Origin of the sequence: Streptomyces sp. NPDC088354 (assembly GCF_044753585.1) — a bacterium.
Taxonomy (GTDB): domain Bacteria; phylum Actinomycetota; class Actinomycetes; order Streptomycetales; family Streptomycetaceae; genus Actinacidiphila.
Window position 1 is genome coordinate 44,327 of sequence record NZ_JBIVNJ010000025.1, and the last position, 15,271, is coordinate 59,597.

General features: G+C 70.7%; 14 protein-coding genes, 1 pseudogene and 4 CRISPR repeat arrays (2 of these 19 cut by a window edge). Of the genes and pseudogenes, 5 read left to right on the forward strand and 10 right to left on the reverse strand.

Annotated features, from left to right (window positions below):
- A CRISPR array of direct repeats spans positions 1–2,177; the repeat unit is 22 nt; unit sequence CGGACCACCCCCGCCTGCGCGG (it extends 2,143 nt beyond the left edge of the window).
- Positions 2,178–2,870: 693 nt separating this feature from the next.
- Entirely contained in the window at positions 2,871–3,407 is a 537-nt protein-coding gene (locus tag ACIP98_RS28970) for a hypothetical protein (RefSeq protein ID WP_401978727.1), read from the forward strand.
- Positions 3,408–3,695: 288 nt separating this feature from the next.
- Here ACIP98_RS28970 and ACIP98_RS28975 read toward each other — a convergent pair whose 3' ends face one another.
- Both ACIP98_RS28975 and ACIP98_RS28980 read right to left on the reverse strand, forming a co-directional pair.
- Positions 3,696–4,244: a GNAT family N-acetyltransferase gene (locus tag ACIP98_RS28975; protein WP_401978729.1), complete on the reverse strand. Its 549-nt coding sequence runs from the start codon at positions 4,242–4,244 to the stop codon at positions 3,696–3,698.
- Positions 4,241–5,230, reverse strand: a complete 990-nt coding sequence (locus tag ACIP98_RS28980; RefSeq protein WP_401978730.1) for a hypothetical protein — start codon at positions 5,228–5,230, stop codon at positions 4,241–4,243. The genes ACIP98_RS28975 and ACIP98_RS28980 overlap by 4 nt, the downstream gene beginning before the upstream one ends.
- A 485-nt stretch (positions 5,231–5,715) precedes the next feature.
- Here ACIP98_RS28980 and ACIP98_RS28985 point away from each other — a divergent pair, with 485 nt between their 5' ends.
- The 4 genes from ACIP98_RS28985 to tgmC all read left to right on the forward strand — a co-directional run bounded on the left by ACIP98_RS28985 (position 5,716) and on the right by tgmC (position 8,755).
- Positions 5,716–6,201, forward strand: coding sequence for a hypothetical protein (locus ACIP98_RS28985; protein WP_401978732.1), 486 nt, complete (start codon positions 5,716–5,718; stop codon positions 6,199–6,201).
- 180 nt (positions 6,202–6,381) lie between these two features.
- Entirely contained in the window at positions 6,382–6,672 is a 291-nt protein-coding gene (gene tgmA / locus ACIP98_RS28990) for a putative ATP-grasp-modified RiPP (RefSeq protein WP_401978734.1), read from the forward strand.
- Complete coding sequence (gene tgmB / locus ACIP98_RS28995) at positions 6,669–7,616, forward strand: ATP-grasp ribosomal peptide maturase (RefSeq protein WP_401978736.1); 948 nt, start codon at positions 6,669–6,671, stop codon at positions 7,614–7,616. The genes tgmA and tgmB overlap by 4 nt, the downstream gene beginning before the upstream one ends.
- Complete coding sequence (tgmC, locus tag ACIP98_RS29000; RefSeq protein ID WP_401978738.1) at positions 7,613–8,755, forward strand: ATP-grasp peptide maturase system methyltransferase; 1,143 nt, start codon at positions 7,613–7,615, stop codon at positions 8,753–8,755. The genes tgmB and tgmC overlap by 4 nt, the downstream gene beginning before the upstream one ends.
- On the opposite strand, the gene ACIP98_RS29005 is transcribed toward tgmC, so the two are convergent.
- The 8 genes and pseudogenes from ACIP98_RS29005 to ACIP98_RS29040 form a co-directional block, all read right to left on the reverse strand.
- Positions 8,688–9,179, reverse strand: a complete 492-nt coding sequence (locus tag ACIP98_RS29005; RefSeq protein WP_401978740.1) for a hypothetical protein — start codon at positions 9,177–9,179, stop codon at positions 8,688–8,690. The two genes, tgmC and ACIP98_RS29005, sit on opposite strands and share 68 nt — an antisense overlap.
- A complete protein-coding gene (locus ACIP98_RS29010) occupies positions 9,176–9,385 on the reverse strand; it encodes a hypothetical protein (RefSeq protein WP_401978741.1) in 210 nt (69 codons plus the stop codon). The genes ACIP98_RS29005 and ACIP98_RS29010 overlap by 4 nt, the downstream gene beginning before the upstream one ends.
- Positions 9,386–9,424: 39 nt before the next feature.
- Positions 9,425–10,062: a CRISPR direct-repeat array (repeat unit 29 nt; unit sequence CGGACCACCCCCGCTCGCGCGGGAAGGAC).
- Between the two features lie 187 nt (positions 10,063–10,249).
- Positions 10,250–10,474 carry a hypothetical protein gene (locus ACIP98_RS29015; protein ID WP_401978742.1) on the reverse strand — a complete coding sequence of 75 codons (225 nt, stop codon included), beginning with the start codon at positions 10,472–10,474 and terminating at the stop codon, positions 10,250–10,252.
- 519 nt (positions 10,475–10,993) lie between these two features.
- On the reverse strand, positions 10,994–11,431 hold the full coding sequence (locus tag ACIP98_RS29020) for a hypothetical protein (RefSeq protein ID WP_401978744.1): 438 nt from the start codon (positions 11,429–11,431) through the stop codon (positions 10,994–10,996).
- A gap of 171 nt (positions 11,432–11,602) precedes the next feature.
- The gene (locus tag ACIP98_RS29025) at positions 11,603–12,010 is read right to left on the reverse strand and encodes a hypothetical protein (RefSeq protein ID WP_401978746.1); all 408 of its coding nucleotides are present in this window, start codon (positions 12,008–12,010) and stop codon (positions 11,603–11,605) included.
- Positions 12,011–12,038: 28 nt separating this feature from the next.
- Positions 12,039–12,269: pseudogene (locus ACIP98_RS29030) on the reverse strand (DUF4326 domain-containing protein); the annotation flags it as partial.
- A 23-nt stretch (positions 12,270–12,292) separates the two neighbouring features.
- A CRISPR array of direct repeats spans positions 12,293–13,661; the repeat unit is 26 nt; unit sequence CGGACCACCCCCGCTCGCGCGGGAAG.
- 203 nt (positions 13,662–13,864) lie between these two features.
- Complete coding sequence (locus tag ACIP98_RS29035; protein WP_401978748.1) at positions 13,865–14,254, reverse strand: fic family toxin-antitoxin system, toxin component; 390 nt, start codon at positions 14,252–14,254, stop codon at positions 13,865–13,867.
- On the reverse strand, positions 14,251–14,550 hold the full coding sequence (locus ACIP98_RS29040; RefSeq protein ID WP_401978749.1) for a hypothetical protein: 300 nt from the start codon (positions 14,548–14,550) through the stop codon (positions 14,251–14,253). The genes ACIP98_RS29035 and ACIP98_RS29040 overlap by 4 nt, the downstream gene beginning before the upstream one ends.
- Before the next feature lie 80 nt (positions 14,551–14,630).
- Positions 14,631–15,271: a CRISPR direct-repeat array (repeat unit 29 nt; unit sequence CGGACCACCCCCGCTCGCGCGGGAAGGAC); it runs 1,845 nt beyond the window's last position.

Below are 15,271 nucleotides of genomic sequence, written 5' to 3' on the forward strand. Positions count from 1 at the left end.
TCCGTTCATGTCACGGACCACCCCCGCCTGCGCGGGAAGAACCCCCTGACCTGCGAAGTTGCAAGTTGCGGCGGTGGACCACCCCCGCCTGCGCGGGAAGAACGACACTCGTGCACCCGCTGATCACCTCAGCGCCGGACCACCCCCGCCTGCGCGGGAAGAACGCGTCGAACAGGAGCGGGCGGGACGCGGTGGACGGACCACCCCCGCCTGCGCGGGAAGAACTACCAGGCGAACGGGCGGGTGGAGTCGGCGGCCGGACCACCCCCGCCTGCGCGGGAAGAACGCCTCGGCCGCCAGGCGGACGGTCTGCGCGAACGGACCACCCCCGCCTGCGCGGGAAGAACGATTCGGCTTCCGCCCTGAGTTGGGCTGGCGTCGGACCACCCCCGCCTGCGCGGGAAGAACCAGCCGTTCGGCTCGAACCGCAAGGGCCAGCGCGGACCACCCCCGCCTGCGCGGGAAGAACCGCACAGGCGCCGGGGGCGGGGCGCGTTACAACGGACCACCCCCGCCTGCGCGGGAAGAACTCGACCGCGAGGCCAATCCGCGTGCCGAACTGCGGACCACCCCCGCCTGCGCGGGAAGAACGTCGGGGCCAGGACCGTGACGTGGTCGCCCGGCGGACCACCCCCGCCTGCGCGGGAAGAACAGGGCCCCCGGGTACCGGTCGCCGGCCCGCGCCGGACCACCCCCGCCTGCGCGGGAAGAACCGGGGCGTCCGGCAGGGCGTAGACCTGGCCGCCGGACCACCCCCGCCTGCGCGGGAAGAACCCTATCTCGACCTGACCGAGAAGGTGACGTTGCGGACCACCCCCGCCTGCGCGGGAAGAACTCTGCCCAACTGACTGGCCGGCCCCCAATCCCGGGACCACCCCCGCCTGCGCGGGAAGAACAGCCCCCAGTCATCCGCCGGGGGTCCCACGGTCGGACCACCCCCGCCTGCGCGGGAAGAACGTGCGGCAGAAACTCGCGTCCACCCGCAGCGGCGGACCACCCCCGCCTGCGCGGGAAGAACACGCTTCTGAGGTCGTCTACCAGACTCATGCTCGGACCACCCCCGCCTGCGCGGGAAGAACTTGGGTGGCAGCGAGCGCGTCCATGGCGATGGCGGACCACCCCCGCCTGCGCGGGAAGAACTCCAGCATTTTCAGCGCCACGGAGGCCTCCGACGGACCACCCCCGCCTGCGCGGGAAGAACTTGGCGACTGGGGTGTTGAAGCCGTCGGAGAACGGACCACCCCCGCCTGCGCGGGAAGAACGGGCACCTGGTCGTTGAGGCCGGTCGGCTGTACGGACCACCCCCGCCTGCGCGGGAAGAACGTAGTAGAACGTCGCGGTGTACCCGGAGGCGCCGGACCACCCCCGCCTGCGCGGGAAGAACACGATCCAAGCCGTCGCCTTGCGGGAGAAGGGCGGACCACCCCCGCCTGCGCGGGAAGAACCCCACGGACGGCTTCCCGGGCGCCACGGTCATCGGACCACCCCCGCCTGCGCGGGAAGAACGTGCTGGTGCGGGAGGCCATCCAGTCGCCGAACGGACCACCCCCGCCTGCGCGGGAAGAACGTGTCCGTCGCTTGCTTGTGCAGCGAAAAAACCGGACCACCCCCGCCTGCGCGGGAAGAACCTTCAAGTGCGCCACAACGTGTCTGACCAGGGCGGACCACCCCCGCCTGCGCGGGAAGAACCCGAGGGTGTCCGCGGCCGACACCGACAGGTACGGACCACCCCCGCCTGCGCGGGAAGAACACGTACTCGATGCTGAGACCCTGCCCGCCGTGCGGACCACCCCCGCCTGCGCGGGAAGAACTCTGCGCTGAGGGCCTTCCTCGGCGCGGCAACCGGACCACCCCCGCCTGCGCGGGAAGAACGGTCGATGCTGGTGGACACGACGAAGTTCACACGGACCACCCCCGCCTGCGCGGGAAGAACGGCCCCAACGCCGGGAAGTGGCGCATGCGCGGCGGACCACCCCCGCCTGCGCGGGAAGAACCTCCTTCACGTTCTGCGACCTTCCGCGCGGAACGGACCACCCCCGCCTGCGCGGGAAGAACGTGATCTCCCACATCTGGCGCGGCTCGTTCGTCGGACCACCCCCGCCTGCGCGGGAAGAACAAACCGAGGTCGGGGAACGCGCTGAGGGTCAGCGGACCACCCCCGCCTGCGCGGGAAGAACTCTTTGTCACCTGCGGGTTTGGAGTCGCTTTGCAATTCCTTGACTCAGGTGTCGCTGGTTCATCAGGCCAGTCTGTCAGAGGTGAGTGTCTGAATGTCTCCGGTCTGTCTGGAGCAACTGGAAGAGAGGACAAGGGTCCGTGCACAGGCGTGTGGCCGATGGGCTGACCTGCTCCTTGTGTCCGTGGCGAACTGTGTGAACTGCTGCCTGCACCTGCGGGAATGGTGCCAAGACCGGGTTTGTGTGGCCGGTCGCTGCCCCAGTTCACTGAGGAGGCGCTGGTAACAGGGCGTTCCCGCAGGGTGCGGAGAGGAGGGCCTCTTCGAACGGTTCGGCCGGGTGGTGCGGACCACACCCGCCTGCGGGGGAAGAACACCGAGGCGCACCGCGCTCAACATCACGGTCGGACTACCCCCGCTCGCGCGGCAAGGATTGGGCCGGCACCACCGTGGCCTGCCGGGCGGCCGGATCCGGTCCGGGCGCACGACGTCCTGAAGGACTGGCTTGCGCCTCACGGCTCTGACGTGACTGCCGGGTGCGCGACGCACCGGGAAGCTCCTGGCGGCAGTGCGGTGTGCTTGGAGCGGGGCGGAGATCACCCACCCGGGTGCGGGCCAGGCGATCTCCTGCACGTGAGGGTCACGTTCTGTAGCCTCGCGTGCGTCGGGGCGACGTTGGGGGAGGGGAGCTGGCATGGCGCGGACGTGGTTGTCGATCCGGGTCGAGCTGATCTCAGGACAGGGTGAGGATCTGTGGCCTCGGCCGGGGCGGGTTTTTGCCGCACCACGGGCGCACTCCTTCGCCCTGCTCGCGGAGGCGATCGATCAGGCTTTCGCCCGTTGGGACCTGTCGCATCTGCACCTGTTCACGCTGGCCGACGGAACGGGTGTCAGCCTGGAATGGTGGGACGGCGATGCCCCGGACGGCACCATCGATGGTCGGATCACGACGCTCGGCAGGCTGCAGGGCGGTGAGCAGTTCGCCTATGTCTTCGACATGGGAGACCAGTGGGCCCACCTGTGCACGGTGGGCGCCCAAGGCGTCGACCCGGACAGGGAGCTCGGCATCGTTCCTGAACGCCCGCTGCCGTACTGGGGATGGGGGAGCGTGCCGGATCAGTACGGGCGCCGCTGGGACGGCGATGACGGCGAGTCTTCCGCCCCCCGACGGCCCGGAGGGCTGAGCGATTTGCCGCCGATCCTGCCCTGGTGGGGTGAGCGACAACGATGACCTTTCACCGTGCGTAGCCGACAGGGCCCCAGGCGCCCAAGGGACAGGCTTCGTGCACCGGTTTGACAGGCACGCCGACAGCGTGAGAAATGCGAGCCGGCCCGGTGGTGGCCCTTGGGACGCAGCTCTTGAGACGCCGCCCTTGATGGCGCAGCGGATTTCGGCGATCGTGCAGGGGATGCACGCCCAGTCGCCGGGCGAGCGACGTGGCGGGCCATCCGGCGCGTTCCAGATCCGCCAGCAGCCTTGACGCTTCGGCGGCGCCGTCCGGCGCGCGGCAAGGCGCCGTCAGGCTCGTGTCGGGCGGACCATCATCGCCAGGGGCGGGGAGTCTGGGGAAGGCTGGCACGTGCCGATGCGGCGGTACCCCCACGACTCGTACAGCCGCTCCACCTTCCCGTCCCCGGCGGCCGGGTTCACCATCAGCGACGTGTACACGGTGTCGAGATGCGCCTCCAGCAGCGCGTCGTGGGCCCGCCGCGCGGTCCCCGTCTTCCGCCACGGCGCCCGCACGCCCAGCTCCTTCACGGCCAGGGCCTGCGCCGCGGTGTACGTGTCGGCCGGCGCCGGGGTGACGCGGGTCCACCACGGGTCCCCGTGCTCCACGGTGTGGGCGTACGCGTACCCGACGGGCTCCCCGTCCTCGGTGTACGCCAGGACCGCGGTGAAGCCCGGAGCGGCGCCGTGCCGGTCGAGTCGTTCGGTGAACGTGCTCACCGCGTAGTTCGGCAGGTGCAGCAGGTCGGCCCGCACGTCGGCGTAGACGTCGACGAGGTCGGCCCGCACGTCGGCGAGGTCGGTGAGGGTGCGGAGGGTGATGATGTGGGCGCTCGTCATGCGGCGGGTCCCCAGGTGGTGTGGGCGTATTCGCTCCAGGTGCCGGCAGCGTCCGTGTCCGGGGCGATCGTGTCGAGCCGGTTTCCGAACTCCCGCAGCATCAGGGCGACGCGCGGGTGCTGGACGGCGGCGTCCGTCGACACCGACATGGCGGTGCGTGTCGCCTGCTCTGCGGCGCCCTGCTCCAGCTGGGCTCGGGCCAGTCGGGACGTGGTGATGGCCCGCGAGCGGCGCATGTGCGGACGCAGTCCGGCAAGACTCCGGAACGCGTGGAACTCAGCGCGCTCGAAGTTGCCCAGTGCCATGTACGCGGACTGGGCGAGGGAATCCAGCTCGGCCTGGTCGTAGAACGCGAGGAGCCACATCGGCCGGTACTCGTGCGGGTCGGCCCGGTCCATGGCGCGCTGGGCCTCGTCGTAGGCGCGACGTGCGCCCGCCTGGTCCCCTGTCGCACCGCAGATGGCGACCTGGCGGGCCAGGCCGAGGGACGCGAACATCGGGTCGCGCCGGGTGATGCTCAGCCCGCGCGCGACGTCGTTCGCCGCGAGGGCCTGCGCCGGCCGCCCCATGTGCCGGTACATCGTGCCGGTGTGAGACCAGATCCGGAACTTGAGCGCCTGGTCGCCCGCCATTTCTGCGAGGGCCTGCGCCTCTCGCATGTGCGTCTGGGCGGCGTCGAAGCGCTGGCCGTCGATCGCGGCCCACATGGCCGACGACCGGAAGGCGGCCGCGCAGCCGTACAGGTAGCCGCGGACGCGCTGAGTGGCGCCGCCGGCCTCCTGCATGGCCAGGGCGGCGTCGGCCAGGGCGGCGGCCTGCTTCTCGATACCGAGCTGTCCGCCGTGGCGGTGGTCGCTGGCGACGACGTCGGCAAACCTGCGTTGCAGGCGTTCGACATCGCTTATGCCGATGCGGTGGGAGGTGGGCGCCGGGCCCGCGGACAGCGCGGCAGCGGTGATGCCCAGGGTGAAGCGGCGGCGTTGCATGGGGTCCTCCTGCGGGGGAGCCGGGGCCTGTGCCCGGCCCCGTTGCGCGAACCCTAAGGCCGTGGCCGATAGCCCTGTTACCTGCTCCAGGGCAGCGCGCGTGGCAGCCTTCGGCCATCTGACCCGTCCGGCCTTCCAGTCTCGGACGGACGATCCGTCCAGCCCTCCGCGTCTTCCCGTCAGTGACTCGATGGCGTCATTGACCGCAGCCGCCAGTGAGTTGGAGGTGTATCCGTGCTCGTCCATCCACGCTGCGAGCACCCCGTTGCGCGTGGGTTCCATGTACGCACGGTAGCCCTGTCGGATCCCGCCGTCAGGTAAAGGATAAGTCAAATCGCCCTAGGGGGCGCAGCCGGTGAGGGCGCTGATCGCCCTATCCACGCCTGCCGCGGGGGGAGTTACCTGGGTGCACGCCAGCGAACGCCACCCCGGCGACGGAGAGGCCTCGCTCAAGCATCCGAACGCTACTCGACCTAGGGGCAGCGATGACCCTTGCACGACGGCACGAGACCGCCATTACTCTCCCCGCGCCACCCGGCCTCGACGAGATCGTCCGCATGCTGACCGCACTCCCCGAGTCCGGAGGCCTCGAACTGCCCGCCGGCACATGGTGGGACGTGATTGTCACCTGCAACGGCAGCACCGGCGAGGACCTGCTGTGGTGGATGCGCCGGAATCAGCCCGGCGGATGCGGCGCCGTCGTCACCGACAAAGACCGCAACCTCATGTTGTGGCTGGTCCCCCCGACCGGTTCCGGCAACTGGCTGCACCCGGGCGGCGTGTGGGTCTCCCACCCCGTCAAGGTCGCCCTGCCCTCCCTGCGCCGTTTCTTCCCGCCCGGCCCCTTCTGGGCCACCTCTCTTGCCTTCGGCCTCGTCGACCCCCGGTTCCTCCGCGCCGGCCTCGACCACCTCGGCATGAGCGACACCCCGAACACCGCGTCGCTCCTCCCGGGACAACGGGGCGACTGACCGCCCGCCCCTGATCTCCTCCCCCTCCCGGGGAGGACGCCCCCACTCTCCAGAGGGGGCATGGCCCGCCAGTGAAGAAGGACCGGGCCGAGCACCACCCGCCGCGCGCACCGGTGAGCCTGCCCGCATAACCCGGCGCGCGCGGCGGACCAATCCGATCAACGACCCTGGAGGAAAACCATGTTCGTCCACGGCGATCGACTCCCGACCGGCACCCCACTGCCGTCCGGCCGGCCCACCCCTCCGCCGTTCGGCGTCAGCCGGATGGTGCCGTACCCGGCCGGTGATGCCCCGGCCTACGCCCATGCGGCGCTGGACCCGGCGACGCAGGCCACCCGCTACACCGACGCCAACGGCGGGATCGTGGAAATGCCGGGCCACGGCACCAGTTCGGGCACCACCCCGCCGACCGGCACCAGTCCCGACGGAACGTCCGGGGATCGCGACCAGGGCAACGACACCGACCAGTGAATGACGGTCCGGTGCTGGTCGTCACCAACGTCGACGACCCCACATCGGACCTGGTGGTCAACGAACTGCACGGCCGGGGCGTCCCGGTCGTGCGGTTCGACTCCGGGGACTTCCCCGCCACCTTGTCCGTTGCGGCCACGATCGACCACGAGGGCATCACAGGAACCCTGTCGACGCCCACCCGTACCGCGGACCTGTCCCGCGCCCGGTCGCTGTACTACCGGCGGCCCTCCGGCTTCACCTTCCCGCACCTCGACGAGCAGACCGCCAGGTTCGCCACCATGCAGGCCCGCTACGGGCTGGGTGGGGTCCTGGCCTCGCTGCCCGGCTGCCGGTACGTCAACCACCCGCACCACATCGGGGACGCCGAGTTCAAGCCCTCCGGGCTCGCTGCCGCGGTCGACGCCGGATTCCTCATCCCGCCCACGCTCATCACGTCCGAGCCGGACGCCGCACGGGCCTTCGTCAAGCGCCACGGCCCGGCGATCTACAAGCCGCTGTCCACCCCGCTCTACCTGGTCGACGGCGTCTCCTGCACGGTGAAGGTCGACGACGTCACGCCCGAGGACATCGACGAACGGGTGGCCGGCACGGTCCATCTGTTCCAGCAGCGCATCGACAAGGTCGCCGACGTCCGCGTGACCGTCATCGGCCGGCAGGTCTACTGCGTGCGCATCGACTCCGACCTGCTGGACTGGCGCACCGACTACAGCCGCCTCGCCTACACAGTGGTGCAGCCGTCCGCCGGCGTCACCGAGGCGCTTTACCGCTACCTCGACCGGTTCGGCCTGGTCTTCGGCGCATTCGACATCGCCGTCGGCCGCGACGGGACATGGTGGTTCCTCGAATGCAACCCCTCCGGCCAGTGGGCGTGGCTGGAGCCCGAGACCGGGCTGCCGATGGTGGCGGCCATGGCCGATCTCCTGGAACGGACACTGACATGAACGATGACGAGCTGCGCGAAGGCCTGGTCGGCCTCCTTGCCGAGCGGGGCCGCCTGCACTCGCCGCAGTGGCGGGAGACGGTGCTGGCCACACCCCGGCACGAGTTCCTGCGCGGTGGCTTCTTCCGGCACGTCCCAGACTCGATGCCGACCGCGTGGGCGCCGGTCATGCCGGATCACCCGGACTGGCTGTCGGCCTGCTACACCGACGAGTCGCTGATCACACAGATCGCGGGGACGATCGTCCCGGCCGACGTCCGCGGGCAGATCCTGCGGGAGCCCACGAGTTCCAGCACGCTCCCCAGCCTGGTCGTGCGGATGCTGGAAGACCTCCAGGTCGAGGACGGCGCGCGGGTGCTGGAGATCGGCACCGGTACCGGGTACTCCACGGCACTGCTCTGCCACCGGCTCGGCGAGGACCTGGTGACGTCGGTGGAAGTCGACGCCGACGTGTCGGCACGGGCCGCCGCGGCGCTCGGCGCGGTCGGGTTCGTGCCGAACCTGGTAGCCGCGGACGGCCTGGCTGGCCACAAGGACGGCGCCCCGTACAACCGCGTCATCGCGACGTGCGGTGTCCTGCGGATCCCCCGCGAGTGGATCAACCAGACCGTACCCGGCGGCATCGTCCTGGCCACCCTGTGCGGCTGGATGCACTCCTCGGAGCTGGTCCGGCTGACCGTGCACGACGACGGCAGCGCGTCCGGTCCGTTCCTCGGCGGCCGGGTCTCGTTCATGCTGGCCCGGCCCCACCATCCGCCCGCCCCGGGCATGCTGCCCGACACCAGCGTCGGGGACAGCCGCGAGACGGAGGTTGGCGCGAACGCGCTGGACGACTGGACGACCCGGTTCGTCGCGCAGATCGCCGCGCCGAACGCCCAGCGCCTGCAACTGGGCGAAGCGGGGGATGTCCTCCTGGACGTCGAGGCCGGCGCGTGGGCGCTGCTCTACCGCGTAGGCGACACGTGGCGTGTCCGGCAGGGCGGTCCCGCCCGGCTGTGGGACGACATCGAGAAGCACATCACGCAGTGGCAAGGCGCCGGCGCGCCGGGCCTGGACCGCTTCGGGCTCACGGTCACTCCGGGCGGGGAGCACCGGTTCTGGCTGGACACGCCCGAGTGCCCGTTGCCCGCGGCCGGGTGAGGTCGGCCCCACGCAATACCTGTACAGCCGATCGGACACGATAAGAGGGCCGGGGAGAACACCCGCACAGGGTGTCCTCCCCGGCCGTTTCTCCGCTGTTCGAGTGCAGGAAATTGACCCCGAGTTCCACGGCGACCGCGACGACGGCGATCCCGCCGCCGATGGTCCACATCCGCTTCTTCACGGCGGTCAGCCGCGCGCCGTGGTCCTCGGCCGCCTTCTGGCCGGCCTCCAGCACGTCGAGGCGGGTGTCGTGGAGCTCCAGCTTCGTCGCGTGCGCGGCCGTCGTCCTCTCCGACGGCTCGGAGCGCAGCACGAGGATCTGGAGGGCGCACTCGATGTGGGCGAGGCCCTCGCCGAGTTCATCGCGCAGTCTCTCCAGCCCGAGGGCGGGCCCGTGAGTGTCGTCGGTGGGCGTGCTCACCCGACACCCCCGGCGGTCCGCCAGGTGCCGGCCTCGTGCCCGACGTCGACGTCACCGGTGCTGCCCGGGTCGACGAGGTACTCCCCGTCGTCCATGAGCACGGGCACGTCGTCACCGGTCCTGGCCGCGCCGCGATGGATCAGGCCGCCCCGGGTGTACGAACTGGCCGCGACGTCCTCATCGTCCTCGTCGGCGGGAAGGGGCACCGTCAGGCCGAACGATCCGTCCGGGCCGAGGCCAATGGTCGGACCACCCCCGCCTGCGCGGGAAGGATAGGGCCTGGTCGTAGTCCAGCTGAGCAGCGTCCGGACCACCCCCGTTCGCGCGGGAAGGACCCAGGCCCTGGCCAGTCGGTGGGCGGGACGTCCGGACCACCCCCGCTCGCGCCGGAAGAACCAGACCAACCCGCCGTGCGGCGCGCCCGCGCGCGGACCATCCCCGCCTGCGCGGGAAGAACTCCAACTCGCGGCTGGACGCACCCGACATCGCCGGACCACCCCCTCCTGCACGGGAAGAACGTGGCGGTCCGTGCGGCCGGTGCCAGGGAGGCCGGACCACCCCGCCTGCGCGGGAAGGACGAGTCCCTCACCTTCCGCGAGGCGGCATCGGATGTACCGCCCCCGCTTGCGCGGGAAGAATGGCTTCGCGCTGCCCTGGTCCTGGCGGGCGTTCGGACCACCCCCGCTCGCGCGGGAAGGACCTGCGCCCGAGCCGTGGCGGTTTTGCCGTCGGCGGATCACCCCCGCTCGCGCGGGAAGGACGATTCCCAGTGGTCCGGTGGGCGCGCCTCCAACGGACCACCCCCGCTCGCGCGCGAAGGACGCTTCGTCTGTGATCCGCTGCTGCTGGAGCACCGGACCACCCCCGCTCGCGCGGGAAGGACTCGAGCGGGGCCCCCGTTGAGGTACCGCCGGGCTTCTTGCAGCAGGCCGCGCATAGCGCCTTTGAAGGCGGCCATTATCTCAGCGATCTCGGTTGAACCTTCCACCGTCTCTATGTTGATCAGCACCCTCCGTCTGCCACTGAGATCGCGTGTTCCTCCGAGACGAGTCGCGGAGAGGCGCAGACTCTCAGCGACGGCCGCCAAACTGCTCGGGGCCCTCCAGAACGACCATGTCCGCCGCGTGCAACAGGGCGTCCTGTGCGGCGTGCATCTCGTGGGCGCGCGCTTCGTCGCCTGGAGGAGACTGGAGCCTTGCGATGACATCAACTCCGTAGAGATCGATGAAGTCGCGTGCTGTTCGGTACAGCTCGGCGTACGCCTGGCGCTGCGCCTCGCGTCGCACGGCGTCCACCGCCCCCCGGTACGTGCTACGGCCCTGTGCCCGTCCGGCAAGCCATCCCGTGAGTGCGGTGACGAGTACCGCCGGGGTTCCAATGAGCGCTGCGGCAACTTCGGCCTCCATGCGCTGTGAGTTAGGGACGCGGGCTCACTGGTATTGCTGGATCGAGACGTCTGCTGCAGTCCTGTGACTGGTGGACGTTCGCGGCTCCGCCGGGAAACGGTGCTCGGGGCGTTGTCGGTGGGCGGGGTTAGGGTGCGCCCCATGGCCACTCCCACACCCCTGAGGATCGTGAACGGCAGCTGTAGGCGCTGCTTCGAACCGTGCTGTCGCTATGGGCCGGGGGGCAATCCGTTGTGTGATGTGTGTCTTCCGAAGTAGATGGCGCTCTGGGGGCCGGGGGTGCACCTGGCGGTGCGTGGAACGGCGGCGTCGGTCGGTGGTTCGGAGCAGTAGGGCAGGTGGCCCCGTCCTGCGCCCTGGTGGGCGTGGGGCGGGGCCGTTTGCTGTCCGGGTCCCTGGGGGTGCCGGTCAGTGGCGGCTGGTCCAGCCGCCCAGGCGGCCGACGAAGCGCCAGACCGGCCGCTCGCGCTGCCGTTCTGTGTTCCGATTCGTTTCCCATGACAGCGCGCTGCTGCCGTAGGCACGGATGGCCCGGCGGTTCACCTCCGCCTCGACGTCGCGCAGATGCCTGCCAATGCGCTGTATGCCCTGGTTGCAGTCCCGGAGCCAGACCAGGCCCAGGAAGAACGCGAGGACGGCGATGTACACCGCCGGCTTGCTCCAGGAGATCTCCCCCAGCCCCGCGATGAGAGCGGCGGCCACTCCCGCGAAGCCGAGAATCTGCATCCTCGACAGGACGCGCTGAGCGATCTCGGCCCGGAGCACCTCGTACTCCTTCATGAGCAGGGCTATGACCTCTACGTCGTTCTCTTCTTGCTGCGTCTGCTGCGTCTGCTGCGTCGCCATGTCTCCCCCTGTGATCGTTCGTGTGCCCTTGATCTCCCCCCGTGTGGCGTGGGTCACACAAGAGTTGAGGAAGATCTGCGTTAAGGCTCCGTCAGGGGCCACGTGCGGAAGAGGACAGGCGTCGTCGGCCCCGTCCCGAGGGGGTGGGGCGGGGCCGTGGCGTGTGCGGGGTCAGTAGGCGAGGTGGAGGCAGTTCGGCGTGCTGCAGCACGGGATGAGGGCTGCCGGGTCGGGGGCCTTGGCCATCCAGTCGGTGCTCATGTAGAAGTCAGCGTCCGGGCCGTCCATGTGGACGAGGACGCACCACGTGTCGTCGTTGGCGTCGTACCTGATCTCTCCGGCGGTGCCGGTGCGCCCGGGGAGCAGGTCGTCCTTGAATGGGGCCCAGCCGTGTGTGCGGCGCTTCTCGGAGGGCTCGTCGCTGGTGATGGTGACGCGGTCGCCGGGCCCGTAGTCGAGGCCGAGCTGTTTGACGGCCCGGTCGTGGACGGCCCGGAGGGTTCCGAGTTCGCGCCGGGCCTGGTCGACGTTGGCGCCCAGCGCTTCCATGCCGTCGAGGATCTGGTCCAGCTTGGTCATGTGGTGTGCCCGTTCGGTGTGGAGGGGGTCAGCGGGTGGGGGCGTTGGCGAGGTCGAGGAGCACCGCGGCGTGGCAGAGGTCGGGCTGTCCGGGCTCGGGGAGGGGGCAGGTGCAGGCGAGGTCTTTCCCGCGGAGCAGGTGGAGGTCGGCAAGGATGCGGCGCCGGTCGAAGGTCTGCCAGCCGATGCGGTACGTCTGCTCGTACCAGCCGCCTGCGGTGCCGACGCGCAGCCACTCGCGGTAGTTCGCGACGCAGAAGCTGCGCGGGTCGGACCACTCGGCGGACCACCCCCGCTCGCGCGGGAAGGACACGTACAGCAGCAGGATGAACCAGTCACCTACCGGACCACCCCCGCCTGCGCGGGAAGGACACCTCCGGTACGCCGTCCTCCTGCAGCCACTCCGGACCATCTCTGCTCGCGCGGGAAGGACTTGCGGGCCTCGCCAAGGACGTGCTCCAGACCCGGACCACCCCCGCTCGCGCGGGAAGGACCTGGCCGGACTGCTCGGCCTGGGCTGGCGCATCGGACCACCCCAGCCTACGCGGGAAGGACAGCCAGTTGGCCCCGAGAGGACCCGAGATGGGCGGACATCCCCGCCTGCGCGGGAAGGACCCTGACTACCTAGCTTTGCCTCGCCTTCACGAACGGACCACCCCCCTCGCGTGGGAAGGACGCGTTACCGCTATTCAGACCACCGATGACGACCGGACCACCCCCGCGCGCGCAGGAAGGACTCGCCGGTCTTGGTGTTCCACCGCACGACGTGCGGACCACCCCCGCTCGCGCGGGAAGGACCTCTCCGACGCGTTGGGCAGGCTGACCGTCGACGGACCACCCCCGCTCGCGCGGGAAGGACTGGATGAGGACTCCGTGCACGGGGCCGAAGGTCGGACCACCCCCGCCTGCGCGGGAAGAACCTGGTCGCCATGACCCTCGTCCAGGGCGCGTGCGGACCACCCCCGCTCGCGCGGGAAGAACGCCGGCATCAACGGCCTGTCGTACCTGATCAGCGGACCACCCCCGCCTGCGCGGGAAGAACTGCAGGCGGGTGGCGAGGTCGACGTCTTCCGGCGGACCACCCCCGCTCGCGTGGGAAGGACATCCCGGCGACAGTGACCGTGACCGATGCGTACGGACCACCCCCGCTCGCGCGGGAAGGACGCCCTCCCGTGCCAGGGCTCCTCCCTGAACTCCGGACCACCCCCGCTCGCGCGGGAAGGACCCTGACGTCTGGCCGATGGGCCGCCCGACCAACGGACCACCCCCGCTCGCGCGGGAAGGACCGGCGGGCCGCAGTGGCGATGCTGGCGCTTCGCGGACCACCCCCGCTCGCGCGGGAAGGACCGGACCGGCTCCTCCCCCTGTGTCGCGGGTTCCGGACCACCCCCGCTCGCGCGGGAAGGACGCTGGTCAGGAGAGGGAGGGCTTGCCGGAGACCGGACCACCCCCGCTCGCGCGGGAAGGACCACTCCCGGCAGGCCTCGCCCGGCGCCACGTACGGACCACCCCGCTTGCGCGGGAAGGACTCGAGCCAGTGCAAGACGAACACGCCGTCCGGCGGACCACCCCCGCTTGCGCGGGAAGGACGGCGTCGCCGTCCTCGCCGAACTCCCACCATCCGGACCACCCCCGCTTGCACAGGTAGGACTTGTTGAAGTTGACGGTGCCCGGGGACGCGCTCGGATCACCCCGCTCGTGCACAGGCGGGGGTGATCCGGACACCGGGCTGATCAACTACCTGATGCGAGAGTCCTTCCCGACAGGCCATGGGCCTGCGGTGCGCCTCGGCCAGCGGACCATCCCAGCCTGCGCGGGTAAGCGCGCCGGCGGGGTCTGTGGAATGGGGTCTGCTCAGGATGTGGTCCAGGTGCGGAGCTGTCGGGCGGCGTCTACAACGCCTTTGGTACCTTCGGCGACGTCGTGGACCAAGGCTGCGGCGTCCTTTGGAGGGAAATTCACGGTGTGGCCGTTCACCTGGAGGAATGCGACTGCGGCCATGAGTGCGAATTGGCGGTTGGAGTGCTCGAGGGCCCGTAGCCGGGACAGCGTCTCCAACAGTGCGCCGGCCTTGAGCCACAGGGAGCCGTACACGTCTCGGCCCATCGCGACGGCGCTGTGTCGGGAGACGGCTGCGAACAGCGGGCCGATGTCGTTGGCCTGCGGGTCGCCGTGGAGCTGCTCGGCGAGCTGCAGCAGCCACGGTACTTCCAGGTGGAGCGGCTCGGATGCGGACTCGCTCACGCTGCGTTCCCCTGCGCGTCGTCGGCCTCAGCGGCCATGTGGGTGTCGGTGGCCGTGCTCACCATGTTCCGAAGGGACGTCGGGTCGGCGTCGTCGGGGTCGACGTCGGCGAACGCGGCTGCGATCGTGTCCCGGTGCTCCAGGGCGGCCTCCACGAACGCCTTCTGCTTGGCCAGGGCCCGGTCTGCGGCTGCGTCGGCGACGTACTGCTGCATGCTGACGCCTGCGACGCTCGCGGCCGTCTTGATCGCCTCGTAGGTCGCTTCATCAGGGAAGCGCAGGTTCATCGACTTCATGGCACCAACGGTACCATTGGTGCCACGCAAGGGGCGAGGGGACCGGGCTCGCCGCCGAGGGAGGAGATTCGGGAAGCGCACCACCCCCGTCTTCGCGGGAAGAACAACACCACCACCCGCCTGGCAAACGACCACGTCGGCACCCCCGCCTGCGCGGGAACAGCCTGGTCTTCACGTCCCGGTACGCGGCCTCGGTCGGACCACCCCCGCTCGCGCGGGAAGTACCGTCCGGCCGCGCTCATCAGCGACGGACACCGCGGACCACCCCCGCTCGCGCGGGAAGTACTTGAACACCTGGAACCGGCAGCGCAGGAGCTGCGGGCCACCCCCGCTCGCGCGGGGAGGACGCCACCAACAGCAAGGTGCAGCTCGGTGCCGCCGGACCACCCCCGCTCGCGCGGGAAGGACCGGATCACCTTCGCGCCGTACAGGTCCAGGCCCGGGCCACCCCCGCTCGCGCGGGAAGGACTCGTACCCGGCTCCGGCGGTGAGAACGCCGTACGGGCCACCCCCCGCTGGCGCGGGAAGAACGACAACTCCCACACGTGATCGACGTCCTGGGTCGGACCACCCCCGCCTGCGCGGGAAGAACCTTGTTGGGGCAGCCCTCCGTGCGACAGACCGCGGACCACCCCCCGCCTGCGCGGGAAGAACACGGCCATCTGTGTGGCGTTGAGTCCGAGAGCCGGGCCACCCCCGCCTGCGCGGGAAGAACAGCTGC